This is a genomic window from Mesorhizobium sp. CA12, assembly GCF_020165255.1.
Taxonomy (GTDB): Bacteria; Pseudomonadota; Alphaproteobacteria; order Rhizobiales; family Rhizobiaceae; genus Mesorhizobium.
Map to the genome: position 1 here is coordinate 1 of NZ_JAIUHT010000010.1, position 24,341 is coordinate 24,341.

At 64.2% G+C, this 24,341-nt stretch carries 24 protein-coding genes; 9 read left to right on the plus strand and 15 right to left on the minus strand.

Going from position 1 to position 24,341, the window contains the following annotated elements:
• Window positions 1-266: 266 nt before the first annotated feature.
• From LB520_RS17310 to LB520_RS17365, 12 genes are all read right to left on the minus strand, one after another.
• Window positions 267-1,757: a replicative DNA helicase gene (locus LB520_RS17310; protein WP_095766996.1), complete on the minus strand. Its 1,491-nt coding sequence runs from the start codon at window positions 1,755-1,757 to the stop codon at window positions 267-269.
• A gap of 634 nt (window positions 1,758-2,391) precedes the next feature.
• Entirely contained in the window at window positions 2,392-3,357 is a 966-nt protein-coding gene (locus LB520_RS17315) for a small ribosomal subunit Rsm22 family protein (protein WP_224638286.1), read from the minus strand.
• A 1-nt stretch (window position 3,358) separates the two neighbouring features.
• Entirely contained in the window at window positions 3,359-3,682 is a 324-nt protein-coding gene (locus tag LB520_RS17320; RefSeq protein ID WP_140842382.1) for a YnfA family protein, read from the minus strand.
• A gap of 68 nt (window positions 3,683-3,750) precedes the next feature.
• Window positions 3,751-5,037 (minus strand): SAM-dependent methyltransferase, encoded by a 1,287-nt coding sequence (locus tag LB520_RS17325; RefSeq protein WP_224638287.1) that lies wholly within the window; start codon window positions 5,035-5,037, stop codon window positions 3,751-3,753.
• 245 nt (window positions 5,038-5,282) lie between these two features.
• The gene (rplI, locus tag LB520_RS17330; RefSeq protein WP_095767000.1) at window positions 5,283-5,867 is read right to left on the minus strand and encodes a 50S ribosomal protein L9; all 585 of its coding nucleotides are present in this window, start codon (window positions 5,865-5,867) and stop codon (window positions 5,283-5,285) included.
• Between the two features lie 214 nt (window positions 5,868-6,081).
• Window positions 6,082-6,330: a 30S ribosomal protein S18 gene (gene rpsR, locus LB520_RS17335; protein ID WP_006203718.1), complete on the minus strand. Its 249-nt coding sequence runs from the start codon at window positions 6,328-6,330 to the stop codon at window positions 6,082-6,084.
• Window positions 6,330-6,815, minus strand: coding sequence for a 30S ribosomal protein S6 (gene rpsF / locus LB520_RS17340; protein WP_224638288.1), 486 nt, complete (start codon window positions 6,813-6,815; stop codon window positions 6,330-6,332). The genes rpsR and rpsF overlap by 1 nt, the downstream gene beginning before the upstream one ends.
• A 359-nt stretch (window positions 6,816-7,174) precedes the next feature.
• The gene (locus LB520_RS17345) at window positions 7,175-8,296 is read right to left on the minus strand and encodes an ABC transporter permease (RefSeq protein ID WP_095767002.1); all 1,122 of its coding nucleotides are present in this window, start codon (window positions 8,294-8,296) and stop codon (window positions 7,175-7,177) included.
• A 3-nt stretch (window positions 8,297-8,299) separates the two neighbouring features.
• A complete protein-coding gene (locus LB520_RS17350) occupies window positions 8,300-9,013 on the minus strand; it encodes an ABC transporter ATP-binding protein (RefSeq protein WP_224638289.1) in 714 nt (237 codons plus the stop codon).
• 16 nt (window positions 9,014-9,029) lie between these two features.
• Complete coding sequence (locus LB520_RS17355) at window positions 9,030-9,644, minus strand: ABC transporter substrate-binding protein (RefSeq protein WP_224638290.1); 615 nt, start codon at window positions 9,642-9,644, stop codon at window positions 9,030-9,032.
• Window positions 9,645-9,653: 9 nt separating this feature from the next.
• Window positions 9,654-10,871 carry a sulfotransferase family protein gene (locus LB520_RS17360; RefSeq protein WP_224638291.1) on the minus strand — a complete coding sequence of 406 codons (1,218 nt, stop codon included), beginning with the start codon at window positions 10,869-10,871 and terminating at the stop codon, window positions 9,654-9,656.
• Complete coding sequence (locus tag LB520_RS17365) at window positions 10,871-12,160, minus strand: type III polyketide synthase (protein ID WP_318012101.1); 1,290 nt, start codon at window positions 12,158-12,160, stop codon at window positions 10,871-10,873. Before LB520_RS17365 ends, LB520_RS17360 begins: the two co-directional genes overlap by 1 nt.
• 64 nt (window positions 12,161-12,224) lie before the next feature.
• Here LB520_RS17365 and LB520_RS17370 point away from each other — a divergent pair, with 64 nt between their 5' ends.
• Window positions 12,225-12,929 carry a class I SAM-dependent methyltransferase gene (locus tag LB520_RS17370; protein ID WP_224638292.1) on the plus strand — a complete coding sequence of 235 codons (705 nt, stop codon included), beginning with the start codon at window positions 12,225-12,227 and terminating at the stop codon, window positions 12,927-12,929.
• Window positions 12,926-14,098, plus strand: coding sequence for an NAD(P)/FAD-dependent oxidoreductase (locus LB520_RS17375; protein ID WP_224638293.1), 1,173 nt, complete (start codon window positions 12,926-12,928; stop codon window positions 14,096-14,098). The genes LB520_RS17370 and LB520_RS17375 overlap by 4 nt, the downstream gene beginning before the upstream one ends.
• A gap of 195 nt (window positions 14,099-14,293) precedes the next feature.
• Here LB520_RS17375 and LB520_RS17380 read toward each other — a convergent pair whose 3' ends face one another.
• Window positions 14,294-16,219, minus strand: a complete 1,926-nt coding sequence (locus tag LB520_RS17380; RefSeq protein WP_224633138.1) for an LTA synthase family protein — start codon at window positions 16,217-16,219, stop codon at window positions 14,294-14,296.
• Between the two features lie 276 nt (window positions 16,220-16,495).
• On the opposite strand from LB520_RS17380, the gene fabD reads away from it, so the two are divergent.
• The 7 genes from fabD (at window position 16,496) to gmk (ending at window position 23,528) form a co-directional block, all read left to right on the plus strand.
• A complete protein-coding gene (gene fabD / locus LB520_RS17385; protein ID WP_224605572.1) occupies window positions 16,496-17,449 on the plus strand; it encodes an ACP S-malonyltransferase in 954 nt (317 codons plus the stop codon).
• A gap of 301 nt (window positions 17,450-17,750) precedes the next feature.
• Entirely contained in the window at window positions 17,751-18,488 is a 738-nt protein-coding gene (gene fabG / locus LB520_RS17390) for a 3-oxoacyl-[acyl-carrier-protein] reductase (protein ID WP_140783695.1), read from the plus strand.
• A 198-nt stretch (window positions 18,489-18,686) separates the two neighbouring features.
• Window positions 18,687-18,923 (plus strand): acyl carrier protein, encoded by a 237-nt coding sequence (locus tag LB520_RS17395; RefSeq protein WP_006203723.1) that lies wholly within the window; start codon window positions 18,687-18,689, stop codon window positions 18,921-18,923.
• A gap of 34 nt (window positions 18,924-18,957) precedes the next feature.
• Window positions 18,958-20,220, plus strand: a complete 1,263-nt coding sequence (gene fabF, locus LB520_RS17400; protein ID WP_224605577.1) for a beta-ketoacyl-ACP synthase II — start codon at window positions 18,958-18,960, stop codon at window positions 20,218-20,220.
• A 241-nt stretch (window positions 20,221-20,461) separates the two neighbouring features.
• Window positions 20,462-21,652 (plus strand): endolytic transglycosylase MltG, encoded by a 1,191-nt coding sequence (mltG, locus tag LB520_RS17405; protein WP_224638294.1) that lies wholly within the window; start codon window positions 20,462-20,464, stop codon window positions 21,650-21,652.
• A 306-nt stretch (window positions 21,653-21,958) separates the two neighbouring features.
• A complete protein-coding gene (locus LB520_RS17410) occupies window positions 21,959-22,849 on the plus strand; it encodes a YicC/YloC family endoribonuclease (protein WP_095767012.1) in 891 nt (296 codons plus the stop codon).
• Between the two features lie 4 nt (window positions 22,850-22,853).
• Window positions 22,854-23,528 carry a guanylate kinase gene (gmk, locus tag LB520_RS17415; RefSeq protein WP_095767013.1) on the plus strand — a complete coding sequence of 225 codons (675 nt, stop codon included), beginning with the start codon at window positions 22,854-22,856 and terminating at the stop codon, window positions 23,526-23,528.
• Window positions 23,529-23,630: 102 nt separating this feature from the next.
• On the opposite strand, the gene LB520_RS29385 is transcribed toward gmk, so the two are convergent.
• Both LB520_RS29385 and LB520_RS17425 read right to left on the minus strand, forming a co-directional pair.
• Window positions 23,631-23,843, minus strand: coding sequence for a hypothetical protein (locus LB520_RS29385; RefSeq protein WP_411966029.1), 213 nt, complete (start codon window positions 23,841-23,843; stop codon window positions 23,631-23,633).
• 156 nt (window positions 23,844-23,999) lie between these two features.
• Window positions 24,000-24,293, minus strand: a complete 294-nt coding sequence (locus LB520_RS17425) for a DUF1330 domain-containing protein (RefSeq protein WP_224638295.1) — start codon at window positions 24,291-24,293, stop codon at window positions 24,000-24,002.
• Between the last annotated feature and the right edge of the window lie 48 nt (window positions 24,294-24,341).

Genomic DNA, 24,341 nt, shown 5'->3' on the forward strand with positions numbered 1-24,341 from the left:
ACCGAGCCGCAATTCTGGCAGATGAACTGAACGCGCGATTTGGCCATTAGGGACGGCCCAACATTGGATAGGCCGGCGGGACAGCGCCCCCCTCTGTCCTGCCGGACATCTCCCCCTCTAGGGGGGAGATCGGCAGTTTCGCCGACGGCGCCCATCTTGCAACGTCGGCGATTGGCGAAAGCCGATGCGACATCCAATCTCCCCCCTTGAGGGGGAGATGTCCGGCAGGACAGAGAGGGGGGTGACGGAGTGAGACCTGTCTCAACTCACTCGAACCTCTCCGGCAGATGATGCTCTTCCGCCAGATCCGAGAACCGCGTGAATTCGCCGTGGAAGGCCAGGCTGACGGTACCGGTCGGCCCGTGGCGCTGCTTGGCGATGATGCACTCGGCCTTGCCGCGCGCCTCGTTCATCTCGTTTTCCCACTTGATGTATTCCTCGGTGCCGAGCTTCGGCTCGCGATTCTTGAGGTAATATTCCTCGCGATAGACGAACAGCACCACGTCGGCGTCCTGCTCGATGGAGCCGGATTCGCGCAGGTCCGAGAGCTGTGGGCGCTTGTCGTCGCGGCTTTCGACCTGACGCGACAGCTGCGACAGCGCGATGATCGGCACGCCGAGCTCCTTGGCCAGAGCCTTCAGGCCCGTGGTGATCTCGGTGATTTCCTGCACGCGGTTCTGCGAGGCGCGCGCGGAGGAGCCCTGCATCAGCTGGATATAGTCGATGACGATGAGATCGAGGCCGCGCTGGCGCTTCAGACGCCGCGCGCGGGCGGAAAGCTGCGCGATCGAGATACCACCGGTCTGGTCGATGAACAGCGGGATCTTCTGCATCGTCTGCGAGCAGGCGACGAGTTTTTCGAAATCCATCTCGGTGATCTCGCCGCGGCGGATCTTCGAGGACGAGATCTCGGTCTGCTCGGAGATGATGCGGGTGGCGAGCTGCTCCGACGACATTTCGAGCGAGAAGAAGCCGACGACGCCGCCGTTGGCGGCCTTGAAGCTGCCATCGGCCTGCTGCGCCGGAACGTAAGCCTCGGCGATGTTGAAGGCGATGTTGGTGGCCAAGGAGGTCTTGCCCATGCCCGGGCGCCCCGCGAGCACGATCAAGTCGGAGGGCTGCAGGCCGCCCATGCGGCGATCGAGGTCGCGCAAGCCGGTGGCGATGCCCGACAGGTGGCCGTCACGCATATAGGCGGCGTTGGCCATGTCGACGGCGGTCTTGACCGCATCGTTGAAGCTCTCGAAGCCGCCGTCATAGCGGCCCGTTTCGGCAAGCTCGAACAGCCGCCGTTCGGCATCCTCGATCTGGTCGGAGGGCGACATGTCGACCGGCGCGTCATAGGCGATGTTGACCATGTCCTCGCCGACGGTGATCAGCGCGCGGCGCGTCGCAAGGTCGTAGATGGCGCGGCCATAGTCGGTGGCGTTGACGACGGTGACGGCCTCGACGGCGAGGCGCACGACATATTGCGCCACCGTCATGTCGCCGACCTTCTCGTCGGCCGGCAGGAAGGTCTTGAGCGTGATCGGCGTCGCAATCTTGCCCATGCGGATGAGCTCGGCCGCGATCTCGAAGATGCGGCGGTGCAGCGGCTCGTAGAAATGCGCCGGCTTCAAGAAATCGGAGACACGATAGAAGGCGTCGTTGTTGACGAGGATGGCGCCGAGCAGCGCCTGCTCGGCCTCGATGTTGTTCGGTGCCTCGCGATAGAGCGGCGTTTCCGCCGCGCCGAATTTCAGTGCCGCCTCTGCCATGATATCCCCGGTTTTGATCCCGCTGTCCTCGATATCAGAACGGGAAGATTCGATGCTGACCTTTCTGCAACACCCTCGGTCCAACCAGCTTGACGCCCCAATGTTCACAGGATCGGCAAACCATCCACAGGACAGTATTCCGGGGGCCTGATTCCGGTTGACTCGGCAAGCGGCCATTCTTAGTTGCAAATTTGGAACGAAGCAAGAACATTCGGGCGACCGATTGTCGTCGGACGCTCGCTCACAACCGACCAGCCGCATCCGCTCGCGCAAAGAATCGCGGACGTCCTCGCTGATCGCCAAAGTAGCGAGCTGCTTCTTTTGGGCGTTCACCTTCGAGATTAGCCGAAACGTTGGTGAAGTCGTCATCCACGGGCGGAGCAAGGAGCGAAGCGACGCGCGCAGACCCGAGGATCCATTCCGTGACCTGTGAGCGTCGCGGCGAGCCAGAACGAGCTCCGTTCTGCGACGCCTTCATTCTTCGCGCAACGTCACGGAATGGATCCTCGGGTCTGCGCGCCGCTTCGCGTCGCTCCGCCCGTGGATGACGAAGTTCGCGCGCGTCGGCTGATCTCCAAAGTAGCGACGGGTATCGACGATACGTCTTCTCCCGATTTCATTGGCCTACGCTCCCTCAGTCCAGCGTGTCGCCCCAGTCAGCCCGTCGCGCCGCCTTGAACAACTCGCCGTCGCGCTTGCTGAACAGGCGCTCGCCGGCGCTGCCGTCGGGTTGGCACAGTTTTAGCACCACCTTGCCGGAGCCCCCCTTTGGCGGCGCGATCACCCGCGCCGAATGCGCCGGCGCCGGCTGCCGGGAGGCGGCGAGGTAGATGAACTTCTCGTCCTCCCATGGCACCTCGGCCTCCTTGACCAGGCGATGCAGGCGCGAACGGGCGACGCGGCGCGCGAAATGGCACCAGTCGGGCGGTGCGAGCGGGCAGGGCGCCGCGTGCGGGCAAGGTGCCGAAACATGCGCGCCGACCGCAATCAGTTGGCGGCGCGCGGCAAGGATGCGCTGCCAGCCGGCGGGCGTGCCGGGCTCGACGATGAGCAGCGTGTCGGCCGTGAGCCGCCAGAGGCGGTCGATGAGCCTCGGCAGGGATAAAGGCACGATCTCGTCCAGCACATAGGCGGCGCTGACGAGGTCGGCGGGCATGATGCCGTCGAGATCGATGGTCGCGTCGCCGGCGATCCAGTCGGCGCGGGCCGTGATCGCACCTTCCGCGAGCGCCTGGCCGACCTTGCGCACGGCAGCGCTTGCCTCGACCAGCACTGCCCGTTCCAGCTCAGGCCAGGCGTCGGTCGTGGCCCAAAGCATGGTGCCAGGTCCGGCGCCAACATCGAGCAGGCTCGCCGGCCGGAAGTCGGGGCGAGCCTCGATCAAGGCATCGAGGCTGGCGCGCACGGCGGCATAGGTGGCGGGCAGCCGCGTCGCCAGATAGGCCTTGACGGCCATGTCCTCGCCCATATGCAGGCGGCCGTCGCGCAGCTCGGCGCGGTAGCGTTCCGAGAGCGTCCGCGCCGCCTGCTTCAGCGCCGGCAATGGTACCTTCTCCAAGAGGCTGTCGACGCCTTGCCGGAGCGGGGCGGGCAGTTCCATCTCAGGCTCCCCTTGGAGCGAGCAGGATGACCGAGGCGCCGACGATGCAGAGCGCAGCGCCGGCCAGATCCCAGCGGTCGGGACGCACGCCTTCGACCAGCCACAGCCAGCCGAGCGAGGCGGCGATGTAGATGCCGCCATAGGCGGCGTAGGCGCGGCCCGCCGCATCCGTGCCGACCAGCGACAGCAGCAAGGCAAACAGCGCCAGCGAGACGAGGCCGGGGAGAAGCCAGAGCGCCGACTTCTCCAGCCGCCACCACGCCCAGAACGAAAAGCAGCCGGCGATCTCGGCAAGAGCGGCTGCGGTGTAGATGAGGTAGGTCATGAAAAAAGGTCTCGCGAACGAGACCTTTTTCGTGGCGTCAGGCCGCAATGGCAAGCGGCATTGCGCGGCTACCCCACCTTCTTGCGGCGGGTCGGCTTGGAGGGCGCCGGCGCCGCCGGCTCCTGGTGGCCGATACCGCGCAGCTCCAGCGCCTTCTCGCATTTGGCCATGTAGTCGCGCGTCATCGGCAGCGTGTCGTTCTTCTTGGCGATCTGGAACTGGAAGATCACCAGGTCCTGCCAGCGGAAGGCGGCCTCGGAAGCGGCGAGATAGAACTCCCACATGCGGCAGAAGCGCTCGTCATAGATCGCTTTCGCCTTGTCGCGGTTGGCGGCGAAGCGCTCGCCCCAATGCTTGAGCGTGTCGGCGTAATGCAGCCGCAGGATTTCGATATCGGTGACGACGAGGCCCGACTTCTCGATCGCCGGCATCACCTCCGACATCGCAGGGATGTAGCCGCCCGGGAAAATGTATTTGCGGACGAAGGCGCTGGTCGCCCACGGCACGCCGGAACGGCCGATGGTATGGAGCAGCATCACGCCGTCGGGCTTGAGCAGCGTCGCGGCCTTGTCGAAGAAGGTGCGGTAGTGATTGACGCCGACATGCTCGAACATGCCGACCGAGACGATGCGGTCGAAACGTTCGTTGATGTGGCGATAATCCTTGAGTTCGAAATGCACGCGGTCCTGCAGGCCCTGCGCATGCGCGCGGTCGGTGGCGACGCCATGCTGTTCGGTGGAGAGGGTGACGCCCTGCACGTCGACGTCGAAGACCTTGGCGAGATAGAGGCCCAGCCCGCCCCAGCCGGAGCCGATGTCGAGCACCGTCTGGCCGGCCTTGAGCCTCAGCTTGGCGGCGATGTGGCGCTTCTTGGCAAGCTGCGCCTCGTCGAGCGTCATGTCGGGCTGTTCGAAATAGGCGCAGGAATACTGCATGTCCTCGTCGAGGAAGAGCTTGTAGAGCTCGCCCGAGAGATCGTAGTGGCGTTCGACGTTGCGGCGCGAGCGCGCGGCGGTGTTGATCTGCTGCAGCCGGCGGAAGGCGTGGCGCAGCCCCTCGATCGCCTTCGACCAGGTCACGTCGATGCCGCTCGATCCCATGTTCTGGAACGCGATGCGCATCAGGCCGAGAACGCCGCCCTCGATCACGTCGAGCTCACCGTCCATATAGGCTTCGGGCACCGCCAGCATCGGATCGAAGGTGATGGCGCGCTCGGCATGCGTGGTCTTGATGTGGATATGCACCGGCTCGCCGCTGCCGTCGCCGAACTTGTGCGTCGCGCCCTTCGGTCCGGTCACCTTGAGGTCGCCGGCGCGCACCAGGCGTTCGAGAACGTGTTTCAACAGGATATTCATGACCAAATGTCCCCTCAGTCGGATCACCCGGTAATCGGACTGGAATGCCAGATCGAAAATGCCACGGCGCCTCGCCCGCGTCCAATCGACGCGCCACGCTGTAATGTGCACAAGATATGGGGTGTCGAAAAGTTCCTTTTGGCACAAAAAAGCCCGGGTCAAAGACCCGGGCGTTGGTCCAGAAATCCTGGACGTCTGCGAGCCGAAGCGACGCTTCGGAGGATGTGCCAAATCAGGTCCAGAGATCAGGCGTTCTCTTCGCCGCCTTCGAATTCGGCGTTCGGGTCGAAGAAATTCTCCGGCCGGGCGTTGTCGTTGATGTCCTCGCCATAGATTGCTTCGGCGGTGGTCAGCGTCTCGCCCTTGGCCTGGCGCTCCGCCTCGTCGGCCGAACGGGCGACGTTGAGCGTCACGGTGACCTCGACTTCCGGATGCAGCGCGATCGCCACGTTGGAGAGGCCGATGGTCTTGATTGGCTGGTTGAGCTCGACCTGGTTGCGGTTGACGGTGAAGCCTTCGGCGATCAGCAGATCGGCGATGTCGCGGGTCGACACCGAGCCGTAGAGCTGACCGGTCTCGCCGGCCGAGCGCACCACGATGAAGCTCTTGCCGTCGAGCTTCTCGGCGACCTGCGCGGCCTCCGACTTACGCTCCAGGTTGCGGGCTTCGAGCTGGGCGCGCTGGCCCTCGAACTTCTTCTTGTTGGCTTCGTTGGCGCGCAGCGCCTTGCCCTGCGGCAGCAGGAAATTGCGGGCGAACCCGTCCTTGACCTTGACGGTCTCGCCCATCTGGCCGAGGCGGGAAATGCGCTCGAGGAGAATGACTTCCATGGTTTCGTTCCTTCGGTTGGCGCCGGCCGGAAGGCTGGCGCAATGATCTGGAACAGGTCAGGAAGCTCTTTGCGGCGCTCGCCGCTCTTGTCGCTGTCCTGCCTGTCCTGGCAGTTAGAGGCCATCCGGCCCCAACTCGGGATTTGATTTGAACCGCGGCGCCCGTCGCCGTGGGGGATGCGGGCGCCAAGCGCCCGCATCGAAGTTTCAGGCCTCAGCGAACCACGTAGGGCAGCAGGCCGAGGAAGCGGGCGCGCTTGATCGCCTTGGCGAGCTCGCGCTGCTTCTTCTGGCTGACGGCGGTGATGCGCGAGGGCACGATCTTGCCGCGTTCGGAAATGTAGCGCTGCAGGAGACGCACGTCCTTGTAGTCGATCTTGGGCGCGTTGGCGCCGGAGAACGGGCAGGTCTTGCGGCGGCGGTGGAAGGGGCGCCGGGTCGGGATCTGGTTGATGTCGACCATTATTCTGCACCTCCTTCAACGCCTTCGCGCGGACGGCGCGGGCCACGGTCGCCGCCTTCGCGGTCGCCGAACGAACGCGGGCCGCGGTCACCGCGGTCGCGGTCGCCGAACGAACGCGGGCCACGGTCGCGGTCGCCGAAACCGCCGCGCTCGGAGCGCTCTTCGCGCTTCTGCATCATCGCCGAGGCGCCTTCCTCATGCGCTTCCACCTTGATGGTGAGGAAGCGAAGGACGTCTTCCGACAGGCCCATCTGGCGCTCCATTTCGTTGAGCGCGGCCGGCGGGCAGGTGATGTCCATCAGCGTGTAGAAAGCCTTCCGGTTCTTCTTGACCCGGTAGGTGAGGGACTTCAGTCCCCAGTTCTCGATCCGGCCGACCGAGCCGCCATTCGCCGTGATGACGCCCTTGTACTGTTCGACAAGCGCATCAACCTGCTGCTGCGACAGGTCCTGCCGGGCAAGAAACACATGTTCGTAAAGAGCCATTATGTTTAAGTGCCTTTCTTCGTTTCTCTCACCGGCCCTCGCGGCTAAGCCTCTGCAACTTGTCTGACCCGATCGCGAAAGAGCGGGGAAGAAAGGAGCATCACGAGACGGTCGAGAGCGGAGACACGGGAGGCTGGAAGCCCTTCCGGCTTCGTGTCGCGACCTTCGAAAAGGCCGCGGCCCTCCGTTCAGCCCCCAGCAAGGACCGGCAGATTGCGCGGGTCTATATAGCAATTCGCCAGGAAGGCAAGGCCCGGCCTGCGTCGCCGATGCCGCGGACCTGCGAACCGGCCGTTTCGTTTACACGACAGATTGATGCTTTTGCTGGGACCGGAGCGCTGCCCGGCCGACACGGCAAGTCAGATCCTGCGGAGCGCTTCAGCGGGGAGAAGGCGCGTGGCGCGCCAAGCCGGGTAGAGTGCGCCGAGCGGACCGGCGATGAAGACGAAGATCAGCGCCTGGGCGATCGACCAGCCTGACAGATAGGGCACGATCAGCCCCGCCGCGACCCTTGTCTTCGCCGCCGCTTCCATGGTCAGGGCGCCGAGAACGATGCCGATAACGCCGCCGGCTGCGCTCATGAAGACGCCTTCGATGAGGATGAGCCGAAGAATCCGCCGCGGCGCCCAGCCAAGCGCCGCCAGAACACCAATCTCGAACGTCCGTTCGTTCACGGCCATCAGCAGCGTGTTGGCGACCGCAACCGAGGCCATCGCCATGACGACCAGCGAAATCGTGCGGGCGATCGCCCGAAGCAGATCGAAGATGCGAATGCTGTTGGCGAACTGCTCGGTGTCGACGACCACGAATCCCGGCGCGGCTGCAACGAGCCGGGTTCGGGCAGCGGCGATGCCGTCGGCGTCGAGCGGGCGCTTCAGTCTTACCTCGAACAAGGTAAAGGCGTCCTCCCGCGACAGGAGCTGCTGCAGCCCCTCGAGCGGAACGATGGCGCTGTTCTGGTTCAGCATGGACGAGAACGACGCGATGCCGACGATCCGATAGGGCTGGAACTGCAGCTCGACGGTATCGCCGACCCGCTTGTCCAATGCGCCGGCGATCGATTGGCCAAGGATCACCGGCCACTGGTCCCCCGGCACAGGGAGCCGCCCCGCTACGAGCGGCACGTCTTTCCACAGGAAGCTGCCGCTTGGCCAGCCGGCCATGACGATATTGGCGTCCTCGTCGGCAGTGGTGATGTTGAGGAGAACGCCCGACACCGCCTCGACATTCGGCACCGCCGAAAGCGCCGGGCCGAGCGCTCTGGGCACGGTGCTGCTCACCAAATTGAAGGTGCTGCGCTGGCTAACCACCAGATCTGCGCCGTTCTCATCGATTCCCGACGCAAATGAGCGCTGGACGCCGGCGGTCAGGCCGGTAAGCGCCACGAAGCCGGCGACCGCCAAGGCGATGCCGAGCACCGTGAGCAAAGTGCGCAGCGGACGTGCGATGAGACCGCGCAAGGGCAGGGTCAGCTCCGTCATGGGCTAGCCGATCCCCGATGCCGGTGCGGGCGCTGAGATTGCCGCCGCCCGGCTGTCCGAGCGGATGCGGCCATCCGAGATCTCGACCCGCCGTCCGCACAATGCGGCCACGTCCTCGTCATGGGTCACCACGATCACTGCGGTCCCGAACTCGCGATGCGCATTGCCGATAATGTCCATGACGGATTGGCTTGTCTGCACGTCGAGGCTTCCTGTCGGTTCGTCGGCAAGAAGAAGCTTCGGACGGTTGGCCAGCGCTCGCGCAATGGCAAGGCGCTGGCGTTCGCCGCCGGAAAGCTCGGCCGGCCGCAGCGCAGCGCGATCGGCAAGACCGAAATGCGCCAGAAGTTCCAGCGCGCGAGCGCGACGCTGCTGCGCTCCGCCGAGGTTTCCCAGCAGGGCCACCTCGATGTTTTCGCGCGCCGACAAGGAGGGGAGCAGGCAGAAGTTCTGGAAGACGATGCCGATCCTGCTGGCCCGGACTGCTGCCCACGCAGCGCTTCCATTGACGGCCCGGCCTTCGAACCGAACTTCGCCGCGGGTCGGCCGGTCAAGCCCACAGACCAGGTTCAGGATCGTCGATTTGCCGCTGCCGCTGCGTCCGACAATCGCGACGGTCTCGTCATCCCCGATTGCGAGTGACACGTCGTCGACGGCGACGATGCGGCCGCCGTCAAAATGGCGGCCGACATTGCTCAATTCGACGAGGGAGGACATGAGCGCCGGCGAGGAGTCATACCCGGCCTTTCCTGAGATCGACGACAAGCGCGGGGATCGAGCCGCCATTGCCGGCGAGGATCTGGCCGATGCGGTCCCGCTGCCGCACGGTCACCGACCCGCCGTCGACAAAGACATCGCCGATACACAGTTGCCCGCGGCAGCGGCGGACACGCCAGTCCACGGACGTCGGGCCGCGGAGCTGCCGGCGGAATTCGCTGCGCACCAGTATGTCGCCGTTGGCCAGGGCCTTTGTGCCGAGCACGGTGAAAGTCTTGTCCTGCGTCCGTTCCAGCTTGTCGGCCAGCCCGTGTGCGATGGCATAAAGAAGCGCATCGACCACCGCGGCGCGGTCGTCCGCGCTCGCGCTGCGCCAACGCGTCCCGAGCACGGCTTGGGCAATTCCCTTTCCGTCGAAGGCCGCTGAGATCGAGCGGAGCTGCGACTCGGCGGGCCCGCCGCGCCCGAGCACGAGCGCCGCCTGGCGCACGGTCTCAACCAGCTTGATCGCATCGCCTTGCTCGTCGGCAACCGCTGAGATCGGCGGGGCGCAGATGCTGAGCAACAGAGGAACGAGCAACAGCCGGGCCAAACCTGCCCAGCTTGCGTATGACCATGGGCCTGCCGTCATGATGCCATGTCATCCAATGCGCGGTTGGCTGTCAATATTGACCGTCCCGGGAGGCAGCGCAGGCACATGCCCGAAATTGGAAGCGAGCGGTTCGAGGCGGGCTAGGCGCGCTTTCTGCCCTTCCGTCAGGTCGGGATGGCGGTTGCGCGGCTGTTTGCCGAACGTCGCGGCGACTTGCAGCATGCGCTCCTCGCAGCCTTGGGAGAATGGCAGGCCCAGTTCGCGGTAGATCCGCTTCATCTCGCCCGTCGGATCGGCAATGAGATCCTGTAGCCGCACCTCGGCGAGGTCGGCGGCTGGGATCCGGGTTCTATCAGCCAGATAGTGCATCTCCGTCGCAAGATATTCGCAGGCGATGATCTCTTCCTGCTCGTGCTCGGGCAGCGGCGGCTGCAGGGCGAACGCACGCTGCAACTCGCGCGTCAGAACAAGGTTGGACCGGAACACCGCTTCCGGCGGACGCGAGATGTGGACAAACTTGGCGCCAGGGAACAGCTCCAAAAGGTGGCGGACGCGCGCCGTGTGGCTCGGCGACTTGAGCAGAAGTCGCCGCCCTCCGGCAACGAGCGTGAGCTTCTGGACGAAAGCGAGCTGATGTGAGCGCCAGCGGTTCAGCTCTTGCGCCGAAAGCGAGTCGAGATCCTGATACCGATTGAAGAAGGCTTGCCGGCGGGGAAGCACGGCTCGTCCCGCTAGGATCGACATTCCACCCAGATTGTTCAATGCGAAGTCGTCCTCCGCCGGCAGCCTGGCGCCAACCGGCACGACCGCGTCGAGGCGCGTCAACGGCAGCAAGGGCACGAAAAGATAGCGTAGCAGGGCCCAGCCAAGGACGAATGTCTGAGGCGCCAGGACCTGCGGCCAGCCCGGCGATCTCAGGTCCGGGTCCGCCGACAGCAGGTTCTGCAAAAAAGTCGTCCCGGAGCGGAAGTAGCCAAGAACGAACACAGGCGCGTTATCCGGTTCCATCCGGGGAGGTCGCAGCCGCAGCCATGCCCCAAGGATCACGCGCTCCGGCAGGGAGGCGATCGTGTTGATGCCCGAAATCAGGAACAGGAGCATCAGGCGCGGCCAATAAACGGGAGGTAACCGGCCTTCCGCACGCCATAGGACCCGCAACACGGCGTCAAGAGGTGCCACACACATGAAGTGCGGATACGGCAGGTAGGGCACCAGCCAACGGGCTGCGAAAGCACGGACGCGGTGCCGGATGGCGTTCGACTTCATCAGGCAGTCCGGAACATCATGGTCTCGGTGGTCAATCCCGGCCCGAACGCCATGCCGCAGCCGAGCAAGCCCGACGGCTCCTTCAGCATTTCAGCCATCGCGAACATTACGGTGGCCGACGACATGTTGCCGTATTGCCGGAGCACTTCGCGCGATGCGGCGAGCGCAGTCGGCTTCAGTTCGAGCGCCCGCTCGACCGCGTCGAGCACCGAGCGGCCGCCGGGATGGACCGCCCACAAATCGATCTCCTTGGCGGGCCTGCCGCCGAGGATCGCCCGATGCTCGTTGCGCAGCGTCTCACGGACAGCGCCAGGAACCTGGCCCGACAGCACCATGTCAAAGCCGTCGTCGCGGATATTCCAGCTCATCAGCTCCTTGCGCTCCGCCGCCACGATCGCGTGGAAGCTTTCGAGCAGGATGCCGTGCGGCTCGGCTGTCACCAGCGAGGCCGCGCAACCGTCGCCCCATAGACAGAACGAGATCAGCTTCTCGAGCTCCGTGGCCTCCTTGAAATGCAGCGTGCACAATTCGATGTTGACGATCAGCACGCGGGCCTTCGGATCCGATCGCACGATGTGGCGCGACAGCTTCAAGGCGTTGATGGCGGCATAGCATCCCATGAAGCCGATTATGGTGCGCTCGACCGACGTCGACAGGCCGCATCGCTGCACCAGCTCGAGGTCGATGCCGGGCGCCGAAAAGCCGGTGCAGCTCGTCACGATCAAATGCGTGATCAGCGAGCGGTCGTCGTTGGCCAGAAGTCTGTCGACGGCCCTTTGCGCGAGCTCCGGTGCGGCGGCTTCGTACATCCGCATACGCATTGCGGTGCTGGCGAACGAGCCTCTGACCGAGGTGCCGTCGCGGTCGATTGCCCCGCCGCGCGGATCGTCGGCAGGCGCAAAGCAGGAATAGCGATGTTCGATCCCGGCCAGAGCGACCATTCGCTCGAAGAGCGCAAGGCGCTGCGCGTCGTTTTCAAGCAGCGAGGCTCCATAGCCGAGGAAGAACCGATGCACGTCATGTTCGGGGACACACGTGGCAATGCCGTTCAGATACGCTTGAGGGGACAAAATAGCTCCGAGCATGAGCGCAATCGGGCTCATAAGGTCTGCGAATTGGAGAAGCGTTCCTAAGGTAAACGCCTGCATAGAGCATTTTATTGCGCGGTGCCGATATTTCTCATTAGCAAACTGTGATATCAGCCTCCGATGTCGCATGAAGGGACCGACTTTCTTCGGTATCCGGGTGGGTTCAAATGCGGGTTCCGCGACCCAGCAGCGCGCGGCCATGAAGGAACGACCCGAATTCTATTTGCCGGATTGCCGGCTGAAACCTAGATTTCCGATCCATCGCATGACCGACATAGACATCCGGCATCTGGAGCCAGAACTCCTCGACGGCCTCCCGGCTGACGATCCCCGTGCGATTGCATCCCGTCGCGATCTCGTTCGCATCAATGCATTGATGTTCCAGGCCAGGATCATGGCATCGCTGATGCGGCAAAACGTGCAAAAGCCGCCGCTGCGCATCCTCGAAATAGGCGCCGGCGACGGAAAGTTCATGCTGGCGGTGGCGCGGCTGATGGCGCGCCATTGGCCCGACGTCGAGATCGTCATGGTCGACAGGATCGGCCTGATAGGCGAGGACTTGCGCAGCTCTTTCGCTGAATTGGGCTGGCGGGCGCAGCCCGTGACTGCGGATCTGTTCGATTGGACCCAGGACAGGCCCTTCGACCTTGTTTGCGCCAACCTTATCCTCCACCACTTCGACGACATGCGCCTGCAGGAGCTGTTTTCTCGGATGATGACGATGGCCCCGATGCTCATCGCCACGGAGCCGTTGAGAGCCAAGGTGCCGCTTTTGGCGACAGGGTTTCTGCGATTGATCGGCGCCTGTGCGGTAACGCTGAATGATGCAGCGCAAAGTGTGCGCGCCGGTTTTCGTGGCACGGAACTTTCACAATTGTGGCAACTGTCAGGTGGAACGCCCGTGATGGAGGGCCGCAGAGGCCTGTTTACGCAAGGTTTTGTTGGCGCGAGCACGCTCGATACGAAATGATGCACGACGCAATTGTCATCGGTGCCGGTCCTGCCGGAAGTTCCACCGCCATTGCACTCGCCCAACATGGTTGGTCGGTGGCAATGGTGGAGAAGGTGGCATTTCCTCGCCGCAAGGTCTGCGGCGAATTCATGTCGGGCACCAGCCTTGCCTTGCTCGATCAGCTGGGCGTCGGCGAGAGCTGGCGCGCGGAAGCCGGCCCCGAGATAAGGCGCGTCGGGTTCTTTTCGGGCGATGTCTCGGCGCAGGCGCGAATGCCGAGCGCCAAGACGGGTCTCGGCCGCGCGCTCGGCCGCGATCGTCTGGACACCATCCTGCTGCAGGCTGCCGAACGTGCGGGTGTCGAGATCCTCCAGCCTTGCAAGGCAGTCGCTATCCGCCGGCGCGATGACTTGCAATTTCTGACTGTGGAATCTGACCAGCAACAGAAGCTGCTCAGCACACCCGTCATCATTGCCGCGCACGGATCCTGGGAAACTGGGAAACTTCCGAGCCAGCTTGAAAGAACCAGCCACCCCTCCGACCTTTTCGGCTTCAAGGCGCATTTTACCGGCGCCGCGCTGGCGCCCGATCTGATGCCGCTGCTGGTATTCCCAGGCGGATATGGCGGGATGGTAACTGCGGACAATGGCCGGGTTTCAATCTCCTGCTGTATCCGCCGCGATGTTCTATCCGGGCTGCGCCGGCGCTTTGGGAATATTGCGGCGGCGGATGCGGTATCGCGCCACGTCCTGGCCTCGTGCCGAGGCGTGCGAACTGCGCTGGCAGGTGCCGAATTGGATGGCCCATGGCTGGCTGCGGGACCGATTCATCCGGGCATCCGGGCCGGTTACGATCAGGGCATCTTCCGTGTCGGCAACATCGCGGGCGAGTCGCATCCTGTCATCGCCGAAGGGATTTCGATGGCGCTGCAATCGGGCTGGCTGCTTGCGCGAGAACTGATCGCATCGGGCAAAGGTCACGAGGACCGCGACGCCGCTGGGCATCGCTACGAACGCGAATGGCGTCGGCAATTCTCGACCCGTCTGCGTGCCGCGGCCTTGATTGCCAAAATAGCGCTTGGGCCAGGTGGCGCGTCGGCCATGCGCGCCGTGATCAAGAATTTTCCGGCCGCTTTGACGCTTGGCGCTCGGCTGAGTGGAAAGGTCCAGCCCGTTCCAGGCTTTTGACGTCTAGCGCGTTCACCGTTCACGGAAACGGCGAAACGCCCTATCTCCTTGTTTGTTACGCAATTTCGGACGGAAAACCGCTCACACTTTTCCTGGAATTGCTCTAAATCGCAGCGACAAAACCTTTCCAAGGCCCGGCATCGAAACATCGTTTCGCGCCGGGATAGCTGTGATCGGCTGTGACCGCCGGTCAGCTCAGCTTGTATGCGCGACCAGCCTGTTCACCGTCTCGGGGAAGAAATCGGGCGCCGAGAGCCGCTTGCCGAACATCATGTCGTATTGGATGAGCCGGAAATCGTTGATCTTCGGATCGATCTGCTTCTGCCTCGCCCAATCCGGCGTTGCTTCGCCCACGGGCGACAGGAGCAGGTTGCGGTCGACCACCCGGTAGTGTTCGCGCAGCGCGCCGAGGAAGCCGGTGTAATAGGGGTGGCTGATGCCTGCCGTGGTCAGGATATGATAGGGCAGGAAGGCCGGGCTCACCGAGCCGATGTTCTCGACCGGACCGGAGCGGTTCGACCAGATAACCAAAGGCGTATCGTGGTGTTCGAGCGCGGCGACCGCCGGCTCCTTGCGCGGCGCGACATTGTCCTTGAGGAAGCCGGTCTCGACATAGACGGGTCCGAGCGGCGGCAGATGGTCGCCGAAGAAGGCGATGATGGTCGGCCGCTGGCGGGCCTTCGCCCAGTCGATCAGGCGCTGCAGGCCGCGGTCGGCGTCGGCCGACCCCTCGGCATAGGAAAGCAGCGATTCCCGCGCCCAGGAACTGATCGGCGCGTCGATCGAATGCGTCGGGTTGTAGTAGCGGTAGGGCTCGTAAGGACCGTGGTTCTGCAGGCTGACGGCGAACAGGAACACCGGATCGTCGCTGGTGTCGGCCTCGCGGATGATCTCGTCGGTCATCGCCGCGTCGGAAGCCAGCGGCCCGCGCTTTTCCATCGGCGGCAGCGTCTCTTCGGAGCGGAAGTCGTTGAAGCCGAAATCGGCATAGACGGCGCCGCGGTTCCAGAACCAGTTGGTGCCGGGATGGATGGCGCGCGCCCGGTAACCCTGGCTCTTCAGGAAGGTCGCCAGCGACGGGGTCGGGGTGCGCACATATTGCTGATAGGGGATCGAGCCGGCCGGCAGGAAGGCGTTGGAAAAGCCGGTCAGCGCCTCGAACTCGATATTGGCGGTCATGCCGCCGAACTCGGGCGAGAACATCGAGCCGGAGCGCAACGCCCTGACCGTCGGGATCGGGTCGGGCTTGATGGTGACGCCGGGCAGGTGCGTCGGATCCCAGAAGGATTCGCTCATCACCACCACGATATCCGGCTTCTCGTCCGGCATGGAAGCGGCGACGTCGGGGCGCTGGATCGCGGCCATCGTCTTCTCGGAATAGCCGGGCGGCGCCGCGACATGCGCCATCGGCACGTTCATCGCGAAGGCCAGCGCAAAGCCGTTGGAGGCGTAGTTCTCCTTCTGGTCCCACATGATCGGGATGATCTGCAGCCGGTCGCGCGTCCACGAGAAGGTGGCGTAGTCCATGATCGAGACGAAGAAGGCGAGCAGCGGCACGGCAAGCGCCAGCCGCGCCAGGCGGCCCTTGCGGCTGAGGATGGGTACTCGCCGGCGCCAGGTCCGCCAGCCGTAGACGAGCAGCGTCAGACCGCCGACGATGCCGACCGCCAGCATGACGGCCGTCCACGGGCGCTCGCGCACCAGGAGCGGCATCAGCGCCATGATCTGGCGGGCGAACAGGAAATCCGTGGGATAGAGCGGGTCGCCGAGGTAACGCGATTTCTGGTGGCCGACAAAGGCCAGCGCCAGCGTCAGCGGCGCCACGATCATCAGGCTCTGGTGGCTTCGGCCGAGTATGGCGTCCAGCCCGAGCAGCACCAGGGCGAAGACGATGATGGTGGTCCAGCCGGGCTTGAAGGGCTGCATGAAGAAATCGACTGTGCCGAAGAAATCGCCGCGTACGATCAGCTCGATCGCGAAGACGAGCAGGGCTGAGGCAAGAAGCGTCGACAGGCCGTAGCGTACGGTCGGCCAGGCTCGTCCCGGCAGATAGCCGGTGGACGGATCGTCTTCCAAAAATTGCGGCGCGGGTTTGGCCGCGCCTTTCCTGATCCTTGCCACTTTGCTTCCCCGGCCCTTGTCACGCGTCTTCCACTCGCGTCACGCCACTGTCATCGAAATGTCACGCAAAGCTAGCGCCTGTGGCGGAAATAAGAAGAGCCAGCAAACTAAACGTGAGCGGTTTTCATCAGGTGTGATCAAGTAAAAGGCCTTTTGGAACAGGCAGTCAGCAGGATTTCCGACCGAAATGCAGGCCGAAGAGACGCCTGCGGGCTTGACTTGGCTGTCCGCCTTGCGCCAGAGGCAGACAAAACCAGCCTCTGGAGAGACCTCAAAATGGCCGTCGCATTCACCTTTCCGGGACAGGGCAGCCAGGCCGTCGGCATGGGCAAGGACCTCGCCGATGCATTCCCCGAAGCGCGTCGCGTCTTCGAGGAAGTGGACGCAGCGCTCGGCGAAAAACTGTCGAAACTCATCTGGGAAGGGCCGGAAGAGACGCTGACGCTGACCGCCAATGCCCAGCCGGCGCTGATGGCGGTGTCGCTGGCGGCGATGCGCGCGCTCGAAGCGCGCGGCTTCTCGCTGAAGGACAAGGTGGCTTATGTCGCCGGCCATTCGCTTGGTGAATATTCCGCGCTTGCTGCGGCCGGCTTCGTTTCGGTCGGCGACGCGGCGCGGCTGCTTCGGACCCGCGGCAACGCCATGCAGGCGGCGGTGCCGGCCGGCGAGGGTGCCATGGCCGCGATCATCGGGCTGGAACAGGCCGACGTCGAGGCCGCTTGCGCCGAGGCAGCTCGCGAGGTCGGCAACGGCTCCGTCTGCCAGGTCGCCAACGACAATGGCGGCGGCCAGCTGGTGATCTCCGGCGCCAGGCCGGCGGTCGAGCTGGCGGCGAAGCTGTGCACCGAAAAAGGCGCCAAGCGGGCGCTGATGCTGCAGGTTTCCGCCCCCTTTCATTCGGCGCTGATGACGCCTGCCGCCGACATAATGCGCGAGGCGCTGGCCGGTGTCGCGAAATCCGCGCCGGTGGTTCCGATCGTCTCGAACGTCACCGTAACCCCGACCAGCGACCCCGATGAGATCGTCCGCCGCCTGGTCGAGCAGGTGGTCGCCCGCGTACGTTGGCGAGAGACGGTGGAATGGTTTGGCGCCAACGGCGTCGCGAGCCTCTATGAAGTCGGCGCAGGCAAGGTGCTGTCGGGCCTGGCGCGCCGCATCAACCGCGACATCGCCACCGGCGCCGTGGGCACGGCGGCGGAAGTCGAGGCCGCGCTGGCGGCTTTGGGGTGAGGCCCCGTTTTCGTCATTCTAGGGCGGAGCAAGGAGCGAAGCGACGCAGCGCAGACCCTAGAATCCATGCCGTGACTTGGAAGTGCCGCCGCGGTGCAGAATTCTGCTCCGTTGCATCCTTCGGCCAATGTCACGGCATGGATCCTCGGGTCTACGCGTCCGCTTCGCTCCCGCTCCGCCCGTGGATGACGACGGGAAGGAGGCCTTCGCCAAGTCCGATGCTTGTCTAGCGTGACTTGGACGATATGACGTATACGGAGCGCGACTGCTTGCAGCCGTCTGGAAAAATGAGGTTGAAGATATGTTCGAACTGACCGGCCGCAAGGCGCTCGTCACCGGCGCATCGGGGGGCATCGGCGAGGCGATCGCCAGGGTGCTGCACAGCCAGGGCGCGATCGTCGGCCTGCACGGCACCCGTGTGGAGAAGCTGGAAGCCTTGGCGGGCGAATTGGGCGACCGCGTAAAACTGTTTCCGGCGGACCTGACGAACCGCGACGCGGTCAAGGCGCTCGGCCAGAAAGCGGAGGCCGATCTCGAGGGCGTCGACATCCTGGTCAACAATGCCGGCATCACCAAGGACGGCCTGTTCGTGCGCATGTCGGACGCCGACTGGGATTCGGTGATCGAGGTCAACCTCACCGCTGTGTTCCGGCTGACCCGCGAACTGACCCATCCGATGATGCGCCGCCGCCATGGCCGCATCATCAACATCACCTCGGTGGTCGGCGTCACCGGCAATCCCGGCCAGACCAACTACTGCGCCTCCAAGGCAGGCATGATCGGCTTTTCCAAGTCGCTGGCGCAGGAGATCGCCACCCGCAACATCACCGTCAACTGCGTCGCCCCGGGCTTCATCGAATCGGCCATGACCGACAAGCTCAACGACAAGCAGAAAGAGACGATCATGGCCGCGATCCCGACCCGGCGCATGGGCACCAGCGTTGAAGTGGCGTCCGCCGTCGCTTATCTCGCCTCCAATGAGGCGGCCTATGTCACCGGCCAGACCATTCACGTCAACGGCGGCATGGCAATGATCTGAGGCAGGGCGGGCGCCTGTGAAAACAGCCATTTCGGCTTGGACGCCCGTCATTTTTCGTGTAATGCGGCCCGCAACCCGGCGGTTCGGGCAAAAACCGGTCCTGTGGCGTTGCGTTGCCCGCAAGACCATCTTTCAGCTTGATTAGCGGCATTCCGCCCGCTAACGAAGATAGACAACCTAAGACGAGGATTGCCCCAAATGAGTGACACCGCAGAGCGCGTCAAGAAGATCGTCATCGAGCATCTCGGCGTCGATGCCGACAAGGTGACGGAGCAGGCGAGCTTCATCGACGATCTGGGCGCGGACAGCCTCGACACGGTTGAACTCGTCATGGCGTTCGAAGAAGAGTTCGGCGTCGAGATTCCGGACGATGCGGCCGAGACCATCCTCACCGTCGGCGACGCCGTCAAGTATATCGACAAGGCCTCGGCCTGAGTTCTTTCGCAGGCATAACCGGGGAGGACCTGCGATGAGGCGTGTCGTCGTCACGGGCCTTGGCCTGCTTTCGCCGTTCGGCATGGGCGTCGAGCATAGCTGGCGGGAATTGCTCTCCGGCCGCAGCGCCTGCCGGCGTGTCACCGAATTCGAGGTGGACGATCTTGCCTGCAAGATCGCCCACATCATTCCGCGCGGCGACGGCTCGAACGGCACCTTCAATCCGGAGGCTGTGCTCGAGCCGAAGGAACTGCGCAAGATCGGCGAGTTCATTCTCTACGGCATCGCGGCCGCCGACGAGGCGCTGGCCGATTCCGGCTGGAAGCCTGAGACACATGAGGACCAGTGCGCCACCGGCGTTCTGATCGGCTCCGGCATCGGCGGCATCGACGGCATCGCCGAGAACGCGATGATCCTGAAGGAACGCGGCCCGCGCCGCATCAGCCCCTTCTTCATCCCCGGACAGATCATCAATCTGGTTTCTGGCCAGGTTTCCATCCGCCACGGCCTGAAGGGTCCGAACCATGCGGTAGTCACTGCATGCTCGACCGGCGCGCACGCCATTGGCGACGCCGCCCGGCTGATCATGTGGGGCGATGCCGATGTGATGCTGGCCGGCGGCGCCGAGGCGCCGGTCACCCGGCTGTCGATTGCCGGCTTCGCGGCCTGCCGCGCGCTCTCCACCGAGCGCAATGACAGCCCCGAAACAGCTTCGCGTCCTTATGATCGCGACCGCGACGGCTTCGTCATGGGCGAGGGCGCGGGCGTTGTCGTCCTGGAAGAGCTGGAGCACGCCAAGGCCCGCGGTGCCAAGATTTACGCCGAGGTCACCGGCTATGGCCTGACCGGCGATGCCCACCATATTACCGCGCCGGCCGAAGATGGCGATGGCGCCTTCCGCTGCATGACGGCGGCGCTGAACCGGGCGAAACTCTCGCCGGCCGACGTCGACTACATCAACGCGCACGGCACCTCGACCATGGCCGACACGATCGAGCTCGGCGCGGTCGAGCGGCTGGTCGGCAATGCCGCTTCGAAGATCTCGATGTCGTCGACCAAGTCGTCGATCGGCCATCTGCTGGGCGCCGCGGGTGCCGCGGAAGCGATTTTCTCGATCCTCGCCATCCGCGACAACGTCGCGCCGGCAACCATCAATCTCGACAATCCGGAACGCGAGACGGCGATCGATCTCGTGCCGAACAAGCCGCGCCAGCGTCAGATCGATGTCGCGCTGTCGAATTCCTTCGGCTTCGGCGGCACCAACGCCTCGCTCGTGTTCCAGCGCTACAATGGCTGAAAGGCCAACGGGAGCAATCCCGGAAAGAGTGCTCAGCGCTTTCCGCCCCGGGATTGCTCAGAAAAAGACAACCAGCCGGCAGTCCCGCCACCTGCCGTCATTTTTGCCAAATTCTCCCCTAGTTTGTAGCTAGGGGATTCGTTGCAAGATCAGACGGTAGGGCGCCATGAGCACAAATCCTGGGAGCACAAATCCGGGCGGCGACGGGGATTTCGCACGGCAGGGCACAAAGGTGCCGATCATGCCGAAGACTGCGGCCGAGGCGTTGCGCCCGGAAGCCGGCACGCCGCCGCCGTCGAAGCGCTCGCGCGCTTCGCGCAGCCAGTTCGTCGTGTTCCTGAACTTCTTCCTCTCCATGGTTATCCTTGCGGTCATCGCCTCGGGTGCCGCGCTCTATTTCGGCATGCAGGCTTTCGTCGAGCCCGGCCCGTCCACCAATGGCGACACCTTCATGATCAAGCCGAACACCGGCGTGCAGGAGATCGCGGACCAGCTGGAACGCCGCAGCCTGATCAGCGATGCCCGCATCTTCCGGCTCGGCGTGCGCGCCACGGGTAATGAATCGGCGCTCAAGGCCGGCGAATACGCCATCAAGCCGCGCGCCTCGATGCGCGACATCATGGAGCTCTTCAAGAGCGGCAAGTCGGTGATGTACTCGCTTACCATTCCCGAAGGGCTGACGGTCGAGCAGGCGCTGCAGCGTGTCGCCGATCAGGAGGCGCTCACCGGCGACATGCCGCCGACCTTGCCGCCGGAAGGTACCATCGCCACCGACACGCTGCGCTTCACCCGCGGCGCCACCAGGCAGCAAATGGTCGACAAGCTGGTCGCCGACCAGAAGAAGCTGGTCGAGGATGTCTGGTCGCATCGCGCGGCCGACCTGCCGATCGCCAACATCAACGACTTCGTCACGCTCGCCTCGATCGTCGAGAAGGAAACGGGCAGGAGCGACGAGCGCTCCCGCGTCGCCGCGGTGTTCCTCAACCGCCTGGCCAAGGGCATGCGGCTGCAGTCCGACCCGACCATCATCTACGGCCTGTTCGGCGGCAAGGGAAAGCCGGCGGACCGGCCGATCTACCAGTCCGACCTCGACAAGCAGACGCCCTACAACACCTACATGATCAAGGGCCTGCCGCCGACGCCAATCGCCAATCCGGGCCGCGCGGCGCTTGAAGCGGTCGCCAATCCGTCCAAGACCGACGACCTCTATTTCGTCGCCGACGGCAATGGCGGCCATGTCTTTGCAGCGACGCTGGAAGAGCACAACCAGAACGTCGCCCGTTACCGGGCGCTGCAGAAGAAGCAGGCTGATGCCGCCGCCAAGGCCTCGGGCCAGACGACGGCGCCGGCAGCCCCCGATGGCAACGCCGACAGCAGCGATGCCGGGGCCAATGGCGAGAATGGCGACGCCGGCGGCGACGACGCGCAATAGGCGCCAATGCATGTCGCCCAAAAGTGCGCAGCGGTTTTGGGAAGACGACATGCATCGAAACTCATTGCATGTCGCCCAAAAGCGCACAGCGGTTTTGGGAAAACGACATGCATCGAAACTCACTGCATGTCGCCCAAAAGTGCGCCAGCGGTTTTGGCAAACGACATGCACCACGCAGAAGAATGCGTCCTTTGACGCGAGGCCATATTCATGTTTTGAGGGGACGCCGGCCGATCGTCCGGCGATTTTTGGGCGCGCAGCGCTGGGCAACGCATGCCTTGGCTGCGACAGGGGGACGACAGGGCAATGAGCCTGCAAAGCATGACCGGTTTTGCGCGGTGCGCCGCTGAAAGCGAGGGCACCTCGATAGCCTGGGAGGTGAAATCGGTGAACGGCAAGAGCGCCGAGGTGAGGCTGAGATTGCCGCAGGGTTTCGACCGGCTGGAGACGGCCGTCCGGCAGACCGTTCAGAAGCGTTTCGCGCGCGGCAATTTCCAGGCGACGTTGACCGTCGGCCGCGCCGCCGCACGGCAAATCCAGCCGGTGGTCAACGAGGCGTTCCTCAAGGACCTGGCAGGGCTGGCCAGGCGTTTGCAAGAGCAGTTCGGCACCGAGCCCGCCACCGCCGACGGCCTGCTCTCCCTGCGCGGTGTGCTCGACATTCCCGAAGCCGTGGAGACGGAGGAGGAGCGGGCCACTCTCGACGCCGCGATTCTGTCTGCGCTCGAGATGGCGCTCGCCGGGCTGGAGCAGGCGCGCCGCAGCGAGGGCGCGGCGCTGGGCGCGCTTCTTGCCGGCCATGTCGATATCATCGAGGCGCTGACGCTGAAGGCCGAGGCCGATCCCTCGCGCGAGCCCGCGGCAATCCGCGAGCGTATCGCCGAGCAGGTGCGCCTCTTGACGGATGCTTCGGCCAATCTCGACGCCATCCGGCTGCACCAAGAAGCGGCCTTCCTCGCCAGCAAGGCCGACATCCGCGAGGAGATCGACAGGTTGAAGACGCATGTCGCTTCGGCGCGCGCGCTGCTTAAAAGCGGCGCCGCCGTCGGCCGCAAGCTCGATTTTCTGGCACAGGAATTCAATCGCGAATCGAATACCTTATGCTCCAAGTCGAACGCTGCCGCGGTCACCGCGATCGGGCTGGAGCTCAAGGCGGTGGTCGACCAGTTTCGCGAGCAGGTCCAGAATCTGGAGTGACGGGATGGTTGCCAAGGAGCCGACGGCCGCCAGGGATCTGGGGTCCCGCATCCGCCGCCGCGGATTGATGCTGGTGCTGTCGTCGCCGTCGGGCGCCGGCAAGTCGACCATCGCGCGCAATCTTCTCGAAAGCGATGGAAGTCTCGAGCTTTCGGTCTCCGTCACGACAAGGCCGCGCCGCGGCTCGGAGATCGAAGGCGTCCACTATCACTTCCGCACCATGCGCGAGTTCGAGCGGCTGCGCGATTCCGATGCGCTGCTGGAATGGGCCGAAGTGCACGGCAATTGCTATGCGACGCCGCGCGAGCCGGCCGAAATCGCGCTGGCCGAAGGCCGCGACATGCTGTTCGATATCGACTGGCAGGGCGCCCAGCAACTCAAGGAGAAGATGCGCGCCGACATCGTCTCGATCTTCATCCTGCCGCCGTCGATGAAGGAATTGAAGGCGCGCCTGAAGCGCCGCGCCGAGGACCAGGAATCGGTCATCGAGACCAGGCTGAAGAACGCCCGCCTCGAGATCGAGCATTGGAAGGAATACGACTTCGTCATCGTCAACGACGATCTCGACCGCGCCTTCGCCGAGGTCCGCGCCATCGTCACGGCGGAGCGGCTTCGCCGAGACAGGCGGCCTGGTTTGTTCGATTTTATTTCGGGCTTGCTGGACGAGAAGACGGGGTGACTCTTCCTTCTCGCCGCTTACGGGGGAAGGTGGCCCGAAGGGTCGGATGAGGGGCAGCGCCGGCCTGCGGCCCGCGAAGCGTAAAGGCGAACTAGACGATCATCACTCGCGACCCGCTACCGCCCGTCTCTCGGTAAAATGTGCTTTGGCTTGATCGTCGGAAACGTCAGGGCGACTGTCGTCGAGCGCTTCTTGTACCTTGGCACGAAACCACACGTCGTATGCTTTGCTGTGCTGAGCTTGCTCCCCGATCAACGCTCTGCGTTCGTCACCGCTCAATCGTTTGGTGTCGCTTTCCCTCAAGATGGCACCCATGCGTGGAGACAGTTTAAGGCCTTCGACAGCACTGATTTATTCGCCTGTATCACGGGTCAAAACGAATTGACCGGTTTTGCTCAGGTGCGAGGCGGCAGCTCTGTTTTTCATGAGGTCACATTATCATGCGCGGCCGTTTTCGGGCAATTCACTGCGTCACAATCTGATCCCGTCGACCAGAATGAGGTTGCGGCTGAGCGCTGTGTCGCGCACTTCAAGTGCGGCCGCATATTCGGCTGAACGATACCAGCGCCGCGCGCTGTCCATATCGGGAAATTCGACGACGATCAGCTGTCCGGGCTTCCAATTGCCTTCCAGCGCCTCCACCTCGCCGCCGCGCGCAAGGTAGCGTCCGCCATGCTGTGCGATGGAGGCTGCGGCACGGGTTCGGTAAATCTCGATCACCTCCGCGTCGCGGATAGTGACATCGGAAATGACATAGGCAGGCATTTGTAGACTCCGGCTGTTTCGCCTGCCTATCTATGGCGCCGGGGTCTG

Bases quoted from the DNA above. Each gene is read 5' to 3' on its own strand.
- LB520_RS17310 (WP_095766996.1), bottom strand. From the start codon at position 1,757: ATGGCAGAGGCGGCACTGAAATTCGGCGCGGCGGAAACGCCGCTCTAT.
- LB520_RS17315 (WP_224638286.1), bottom strand. From the start codon at position 3,357: ATGGAACTGCCCGCCCCGCTCCGGCAAGGCGTCGACAGCCTCTTGGAG.
- LB520_RS17320 (WP_140842382.1), bottom strand. From the start codon at position 3,682: ATGACCTACCTCATCTACACCGCAGCCGCTCTTGCCGAGATCGCCGGC.
- LB520_RS17325 (WP_224638287.1), bottom strand. From the start codon at position 5,037: ATGAATATCCTGTTGAAACACGTTCTCGAACGCCTGGTGCGCGCCGGC.
- rplI (WP_095767000.1), bottom strand. From the start codon at position 5,867: ATGGAAGTCATTCTCCTCGAGCGCATTTCCCGCCTCGGCCAGATGGGC.
- rpsR (WP_006203718.1), bottom strand. From the start codon at position 6,330: ATGGTCGACATCAACCAGATCCCGACCCGGCGCCCCTTCCACCGCCGC.
- rpsF (WP_224638288.1), bottom strand. From the start codon at position 6,815: ATGGCTCTTTACGAACATGTGTTTCTTGCCCGGCAGGACCTGTCGCAG.
- LB520_RS17345 (WP_095767002.1), bottom strand. From the start codon at position 8,296: ATGACGGAGCTGACCCTGCCCTTGCGCGGTCTCATCGCACGTCCGCTG.
- LB520_RS17350 (WP_224638289.1), bottom strand. From the start codon at position 9,013: ATGTCCTCCCTCGTCGAATTGAGCAATGTCGGCCGCCATTTTGACGGC.
- LB520_RS17355 (WP_224638290.1), bottom strand. From the start codon at position 9,644: ATGACGGCAGGCCCATGGTCATACGCAAGCTGGGCAGGTTTGGCCCGG.
- LB520_RS17360 (WP_224638291.1), bottom strand. From the start codon at position 10,871: ATGAAGTCGAACGCCATCCGGCACCGCGTCCGTGCTTTCGCAGCCCGT.
- LB520_RS17365 (WP_318012101.1), bottom strand. From the start codon at position 12,160: ATGGCCGCGCGCTGCTGGGTCGCGGAACCCGCATTTGAACCCACCCGG.
- LB520_RS17370 (WP_224638292.1), top strand. From the start codon at position 12,225: ATGACCGACATAGACATCCGGCATCTGGAGCCAGAACTCCTCGACGGC.
- LB520_RS17375 (WP_224638293.1), top strand. From the start codon at position 12,926: ATGATGCACGACGCAATTGTCATCGGTGCCGGTCCTGCCGGAAGTTCC.
- fabD (WP_224605572.1), top strand. From the start codon at position 16,496: ATGGCCGTCGCATTCACCTTTCCGGGACAGGGCAGCCAGGCCGTCGGC.
- fabG (WP_140783695.1), top strand. From the start codon at position 17,751: ATGTTCGAACTGACCGGCCGCAAGGCGCTCGTCACCGGCGCATCGGGG.
- LB520_RS17395 (WP_006203723.1), top strand. From the start codon at position 18,687: ATGAGTGACACCGCAGAGCGCGTCAAGAAGATCGTCATCGAGCATCTC.
- fabF (WP_224605577.1), top strand. From the start codon at position 18,958: ATGAGGCGTGTCGTCGTCACGGGCCTTGGCCTGCTTTCGCCGTTCGGC.
- mltG (WP_224638294.1), top strand. From the start codon at position 20,462: ATGCCGAAGACTGCGGCCGAGGCGTTGCGCCCGGAAGCCGGCACGCCG.
- LB520_RS17410 (WP_095767012.1), top strand. From the start codon at position 21,959: ATGAGCCTGCAAAGCATGACCGGTTTTGCGCGGTGCGCCGCTGAAAGC.
- gmk (WP_095767013.1), top strand. From the start codon at position 22,854: ATGGTTGCCAAGGAGCCGACGGCCGCCAGGGATCTGGGGTCCCGCATC.
- LB520_RS29385 (WP_411966029.1), bottom strand. From the start codon at position 23,843: ATGGGTGCCATCTTGAGGGAAAGCGACACCAAACGATTGAGCGGTGAC.
- LB520_RS17425 (WP_224638295.1), bottom strand. From the start codon at position 24,293: ATGCCTGCCTATGTCATTTCCGATGTCACTATCCGCGACGCGGAGGTG.